This window comes from Mesorhizobium sp. M1A.F.Ca.IN.020.06.1.1, assembly GCF_004023265.1.
Taxonomy (GTDB): domain Bacteria; phylum Pseudomonadota; class Alphaproteobacteria; order Rhizobiales; family Rhizobiaceae; genus Mesorhizobium.
The window spans coordinates 1-6,354 of record NZ_RZSR01000118.1; the positions used below are offsets into that span (position 1 = coordinate 1).

The window sequence follows — 6,354 nt, forward strand, 5'->3', positions numbered from 1 at the left end:
GCGCTTTCCGAAGGCTTGCGCTGCATGGTCTGCCAGAACCAGTCGATCGACGAATCCGACGCCGATCTGGCCCACGACCTGCGCATCCTCGTGCGCCAGCGCCTCGTCGCCGGCGATACCGACCAGCAGGTGATGGACTACATCGTCTCACGCTACGGCGAGTTCGTGCTCTTGAAGCCGCGCTTCAGCCTGCGCAACGCGCTTTTGTGGGGCACCCCGGCGCTTTTACTTCTGGCCGGCGGCATCTTCATCGTGCTCAGCACCCGTTCGCGCCGCCCGGCGCCGGACAGCACGCTCAGCGCCGAGGAACAGGCGGCGCTGGACAAGCTGCTGCGCGATTAAAGCGCCAACATTACAAAATTTTCATATATCGGAAATGGCGCCGTAATGTGCGCCTCACTAAGTCTCTTTTCCGAGGATGCTCTCCTGAGCGCATCCACTTCGAAAGAGGAAACGAGACCCATGAATATTGCCCCCGATTCATATTCAAGCACCCGCAAACGCCTGATGGCGGCTGTCGCGTCCCTGGCCGTCATTGGTGCGGTCGGCGCAGGCGCGCTTGCCACCGGCACCGCGCCCGTGCTGGCCGATGCTGTGCGTGTCGAGGCTCCGCAGGTTCCGAGCTTCGCCGACGTCGTCGAGCGCGTCTCGCCGGCGGTGGTCAGCGTCAAGGTGAAGGCCAAGATCCAGCCGACGGCCGATGACGGCTCCGACGATCAGAACGGCTTCGACAACCTGCCCGACAATCCGCAGCTGCGCCGCTTCTTCAAGGAGTTCCGCGGCTTCGGCGATCAGGGCGGCCAGTTCGGCATGCCCCGCTTCAATCACCGCAACCACGGCAATGGCGAGCCGCGCCCTGTGGCTCAAGGTTCGGGCTTTTTCATTTCCGAGGACGGCTACCTCGTCACCAACAATCACGTGGTTTCGGAAGGCTCCGACTTCACCGTCGTCACCAATGACGGCAAGGAGCTCGACGCCAAGCTGATCGGCACCGATCCGCGCACCGACCTCGCCGTGCTGAAGGTCGATGGCGGCGGCAAGTTCACCTATGTCGACTTCGCCGACGACTCCAAGATCCGCATCGGCGATTGGGTCGTGGCGGTCGGTAACCCGTTCGGCCTCGGCGGCACCGTCACCGCAGGCATCGTTTCGGCCCGCGGCCGCGACATCGGCGCCGGCCCCTATGACGACTTCATCCAGATCGACGCCTCGGTCAACCGCGGCAATTCGGGCGGTCCGACCTTCAACCTCAACGGCCAGGTGATCGGCATCAACACCGCCATCTTCTCGCCGTCGGGCGGCAGTGTCGGCATCGCCTTCGACATTCCGGCCTCGACCGCCAAGCAGGTGGTCGAAGACCTGATGAAGAACGGCTCCGTCCAGCGCGGCTGGCTCGGCGTCGAGATCCAGCCGGTCACCTCCGACATCGCCGAGTCGCTCGGCCTGAAGTCGGACAAGGGCGCGCTGGTTTCGAGCGCGCAGGATGCTGGTCCCGGCAAGAAGGCAGGCATCGTCGCCGGCGATGTCATCACCCAGGTCGACGGCAAGGACGTCGCCTCGCCGAAAGAACTCGCCCGCATGATCGGCGCTTATGCGCCGGGCAAGTCGGTTGATGTCACTGTCTGGCGCAACGGCAAGAACGAGACGGTCAAGGTGGACCTCGGCACACTGCCTTCGAGCGACAAGCAGGCCTCGAACGAAGACGGCAACAAGCAGGCGGCTCCCGCCAAGGCCGATACGCTTGCCGATCTCGGCCTCACCGTCACAAAGTCGGAAAACGGCAAGGGCCTGGTGGTCACCGATGTCGATCCGGACAGCGATGCGGCCGACCGCGGCATCCAGCCCGGCGACGTCATCACCTCGATCAATTCGAACGAGGTGAACACTACCGACGACGTTTCCAAGGCCATGACCGATGCCTCCAAGTCGGGCCGCAAGGCCGTGCTGATGCAGATCACCCGCGACGATAGCAACCGCTTCGTCGCGCTGCCGGTCGGAAAGGGCTGATCTGAGAGAGCGGTTCAATCGCTCCTCGAGAACGCAGAACCGCTCTAACTCTCTGTTTGACGCAATTCCGGACGGAAACCCGCTTCACGCCTTTCCTGGAATTGCTCAGCGACTTTTCCTTGCGGCGGTTTCAACACCCCCGAGCCGCCGCCGGGAAAACATGGGGCCGAGCACGTCAGTCAGTCACCGTGTTTCGCTCCTGCGGCAGCGGGTTTCCCATCACCCGCTGCCGCTTGCCAAGCACGGTGCCCGCAAGTGGGTACCGGTCTGGGATCACGACATGCGGCTGGCGAACGCAAAGGCGCTGAGTCATGGCTGCCCCTCAACCTTCCAGTGAAATCGCGTATAACGGCTCCATGAAGATTCTCGTCATGGAAGACGACCGCGAGGCTGCGGACTACCTGCAGAAAGCCTTCGCCGAGGCGGGCCACACCGCCCATGTCGCCGGGGACGGCGAGACCGGCTTCGCGCTTGCCGACGCCGGCGACTATGACGTGATGGTGGTCGACCGCATGATGCCGCGCCGCGACGGGCTGTCGGTGATCGCAGCGCTCCGCTCGCGCGGCAACACCACGCCGGTGCTGATCCTGTCGGCGCTGGGCGAGGTCGACGACCGCGTCACGGGGCTGCGTGCCGGCGGCGACGATTATCTCACCAAACCCTACGCATTTTCCGAATTGCTTGCCCGCGTCGAGGTGTTGAACCGTCGCGCCGGCGCCCGGGAAACCGAGACCGTCTACCGCGTCGGCGATCTCGAGCTCGACCGTCTGTCGCATTCGGTCAAGCGCGCCGGCCGCGAGATCACGCTGCAGCCGCGCGAGTTCCGCCTGCTGGAATATCTGATGCGCCACGCCGGCCAGGTGGTGACGCGCACCATGCTGCTGGAAAATGTCTGGGACTATCATTTCGATCCGCAGACCAACGTCATCGACGTTCATGTCTCGCGCCTGCGCGGCAAGATCGAAAAGGGTTTCGACAAACCGATCCTGCACACCATCCGCGGCGCGGGCTACATGCTGAAAGGCGGCTAGAGCATGATCCCAAACCGAAAGTCAGGGAACGTTTCGGAAAAGATGCTGCAACAAGGGGTTACCGTGCAGCCAATCGTCATCCTGATCTAGGCGCACATGGCTCTTTCCCTGCCGGCCATCATGAAGACGACGGCGGCCCGGCTCTCGGCGCTTTACCTTCTGCTTTTCGCTCTCTGCGCCGTGCTGCTCGTCTTTTACATGACGTCGCTCTCGGCGCGCATGCTGACGGCGCAGACCCAGGACACGATCAATGACGAGATCCTCGGCTTGGCTCGCGCATACAAAAATGGCGGCCTGCCGTTGCTGGTGCGCGTGGTTGAAGCCCGCTCGCGCCAGCCTGGCGCCAACCTCTATCTGATCGCCGACGCCAACGGCCAGATCCTGACCGGCAATGTGCAGAGCCTGGAGCCGGGAATCATCGAAACCGAGGGCTGGACGACGGAGCCCTTTTCGTACCATCGCTTCGGTGAGGGCGAACTCGACCGGTTGCGTGGTGGTGGCACCGATCAGAGCGCGCCGCCCCCGGGCGACAGCAGCGCTCGGTCGGAAGGCGAAGAAGGCCACAACGCTATCGCGCTGGTGCTGCGACTGCCCAATCAGATGATCTTGCTGGTCGGCCGCGATCTTGGCGAGCCCGAGCGCTTCCGCGCCGTCATCCGCCGCGCGCTGATGCTGGCGCTGGGCATGATGGGGCTCGGCGGCCTCTTGATCTGGTTCTTCGTCGGGCGCGCCGCGCTGAAACGCATCGACAGCGTCTCCGACGCAAGTCGCCGCATCATGGGCGGCGACCTTAGCGGACGGCTGCCGGTGACCGGCGCCGGTGACGAATTCGACCGCCTGTCCGAAAACCTCAACACGATGCTTGCCCGTATCGCCATGCTGAACGAGGGGCTGAAGCAGGTCTCCGACAACATCGCTCACGATCTGAAGACGCCACTGACCAGGCTGCGCAACCGCGCCGAAGCCACCCTTGCCGGCAAGCGCAAGACGACGGACTACCGTCAGGCGCTGGAGGGAACGATCGCCGAGTCCGACCAGCTCATCAAGACCTTCAACGCCATCCTGATGATCTCGCGGCTGGAGGCCGGCTATTCCTCCGAGACAACCGGCCCGGTCGACCTCGCCGCTACGGTGAGCGATGTCGTCGAGCTCTACGAGCCGGTGGCGGAAGAGGCGGGCGTCGTGCTGGAAACCGCGGTGCCGGAAGCGGTTACCATCAACGGCAATCGCGAACTGATCGGCCAGGCGCTGTCGAACATCGTCGACAACGCCATCAAATACTCGACCGGCGCCGCCGAGAGCCCGAAAGTGCGCGTCACGCTGGAGCGCATCGGCGGCGAGGTCAAGCTCGCCGTTTCCGACAATGGCCTTGGCATCCCCGACGATGCCGACCGCGCCAGGGTCACCGAGCGTTTCGTGCGGCTGGAGAAGAGCCGTTCGCAGCCGGGCTCGGGTCTGGGCCTTAGCCTCGCCAAGGCGATCATGACTTTCCACAACGGCAGGCTTGATCTTCTGCCCGCCAATCCCGGATTGTCCGTAGTCATGAGTTTCCCGGCCCGGGAGACGCATTGATGACGGCAAGAATGGCAAAAAAGAAGATCGATACGGAATGGCAACTCCGACCGACGCTGGCGCTTCGCCCGCTCGGCGGCGACCATGCCCGGCGGGAATTGTCTGAGATCGCTGACGCGGCCGAGCAAGACGGCCTTCCGCGTCTGGCCGCGTTCCTCGCCGGCCAGGGAGCACTGCAGGAATTGCTCGCCGCCATCTTCGACCTGTCGCCGTTCCTGCGTGATACGGCCCGCCGCCGGCCGGCCATTCTCGACAAGCTGTTCGGCCAGACGATCGAAGCGCGTCTCAACGAGATCGGCGAGGCGGTCGATCGCGCTGCACGGGCCGAAAATGTTTCGGAATCGAGCCTGAGCCTGATGATGGAACTCAGGCAGTTCAAGGTCGAAGCGCATTTCCTGATCGCGCTGGCCGATCTGTCCGGCGAAGCCGAAACCGCGCTGACGGTGCGCCGTCTGAGCGACCTGGCGGATGCTTGCACACGCGCCGCCGTCGATTTCCTGCTGCTCGACGCGCACGGGCAGGGCAAGCTCAAGCTGCCCCATCCGGAAGACCCGGCGCGCGGCTCGGGCTGGATTGTGCTCGGCATGGGCAAGCTCGGCGCGCATGAGCTGAATTTTTCCTCCGACATAGACCTCGTCGTGTTCTTCGATCCGGAGGCGCCGGCGGTGGTCGATCCGCTCGATGCGACGGAGCTGTTCTCGCGCCTTACCCGCCGTCTCGTGCGCATCCTGCAGGACCGCACCGAGCATGGCTATGTCTTCCGCACCGATCTGAGGCTGCGCCCCGATCCCGGCTCGACCCCGCTGGCGATCCCGGTCGAGGCGGCGCTTCGTTATTACGAGGCCCGCGGCCAGAACTGGGAGCGCGCCGCCATGATCAAGGCGCGGCCGGTGGCCGGAGACCTTGCCTCGGGCTCGGCCTTCCTCAAGGAATTGCAGCCCTACGTCTGGCGGAAATACATGGACTACGCCGCTATCGCTGACGTCCATTCGATCAAGCGCCAGATCCATGCCCACAAGGGCCACGGCGAGATCGCGGTGAAAGGCCATAACGTCAAGCTCGGCCGCGGAGGCATCCGCGAGATCGAGTTCTTCGTCCAGACGCAGCAGCTGATTGCCGGCGGCCGCTTCCCGGAACTGCGCGGCCGCGAAACGGTGCCGATGTTGGACGCGCTCGCCGCGCGCGGCTGGATCACCGCCGATGCGCGCGATGCGCTCACCCGGCAATACTGGTTCCTGCGCCGTGTCGAGCATGCCGTCCAGATGGTGGCCGACGAACAGGCGCATGTCCTGCCGGAAGAGGACGAGGAACTGGAGCGTATCGCGCTGATGCTCGGCTTCACCGGCGAGGCGGAATTCGCGGAAGCTTTCCGCGCCTCGCTGCAGCAGGTCGAGCGCCATTATGCGGCGCTGTTCGAAACGGCACCCGAACTGTCGGCCGGCGTCGGCAATCTGGTCTTCACCGGTGATGTCGACGATCCCGACACGCTGCAGACCTTGCATCGCCTCGGCTTTCAGCGGCCGAGCGACATCTGCCGCGTCATTCGCGGCTGGCATTTCGGCCGCTACCGCGTCACCCAGTCGGCGGAGGCGCGCGAGCGGCTGACGGAACTGACGCCGGCGCTGCTGAAAGCCTTCGGCCAGACGCGCCGCGCCGACGAGGCGCTGATCCGCTTCGACGAGTTCCTCGCCGGCCTGCCGGCAGGCATCCAGCTCTTCTCGCTTTTGCAGTCCAATCCGGCACC

The 6,354-nt window shown here is 64.6% G+C and carries 5 protein-coding genes; all 5 read left to right on the forward strand.

Annotated elements, in window-relative coordinates; genetic code table 11:
• Positions 1 to 342: cytochrome c-type biogenesis protein (locus EOA60_RS07925; protein ID WP_164899227.1), on the forward strand; the 342-nt coding region annotated here is incomplete at its 5' end.
• Between the two features lie 120 nt (positions 343 to 462).
• Positions 463 to 2,007, forward strand: coding sequence for a Do family serine endopeptidase (locus EOA60_RS07930; protein ID WP_095823709.1), 1,545 nt, complete (start codon positions 463 to 465; stop codon positions 2,005 to 2,007).
• Between the two features lie 356 nt (positions 2,008 to 2,363).
• Positions 2,364 to 3,038: a response regulator transcription factor gene (locus tag EOA60_RS07935; protein ID WP_066997584.1), complete on the forward strand. Its 675-nt coding sequence runs from the start codon at positions 2,364 to 2,366 to the stop codon at positions 3,036 to 3,038.
• Between the two features lie 96 nt (positions 3,039 to 3,134).
• Complete coding sequence (locus EOA60_RS07940) at positions 3,135 to 4,610, forward strand: HAMP domain-containing sensor histidine kinase (protein ID WP_095823708.1); 1,476 nt, start codon at positions 3,135 to 3,137, stop codon at positions 4,608 to 4,610.
• Positions 4,610 to 6,354 (forward strand): bifunctional [glutamine synthetase] adenylyltransferase/[glutamine synthetase]-adenylyl-L-tyrosine phosphorylase (locus tag EOA60_RS07945; protein WP_164899228.1); only part of this gene is annotated, 1,745 nt, incomplete at its 3' end. The genes EOA60_RS07940 and EOA60_RS07945, both read left to right, overlap by 1 nt.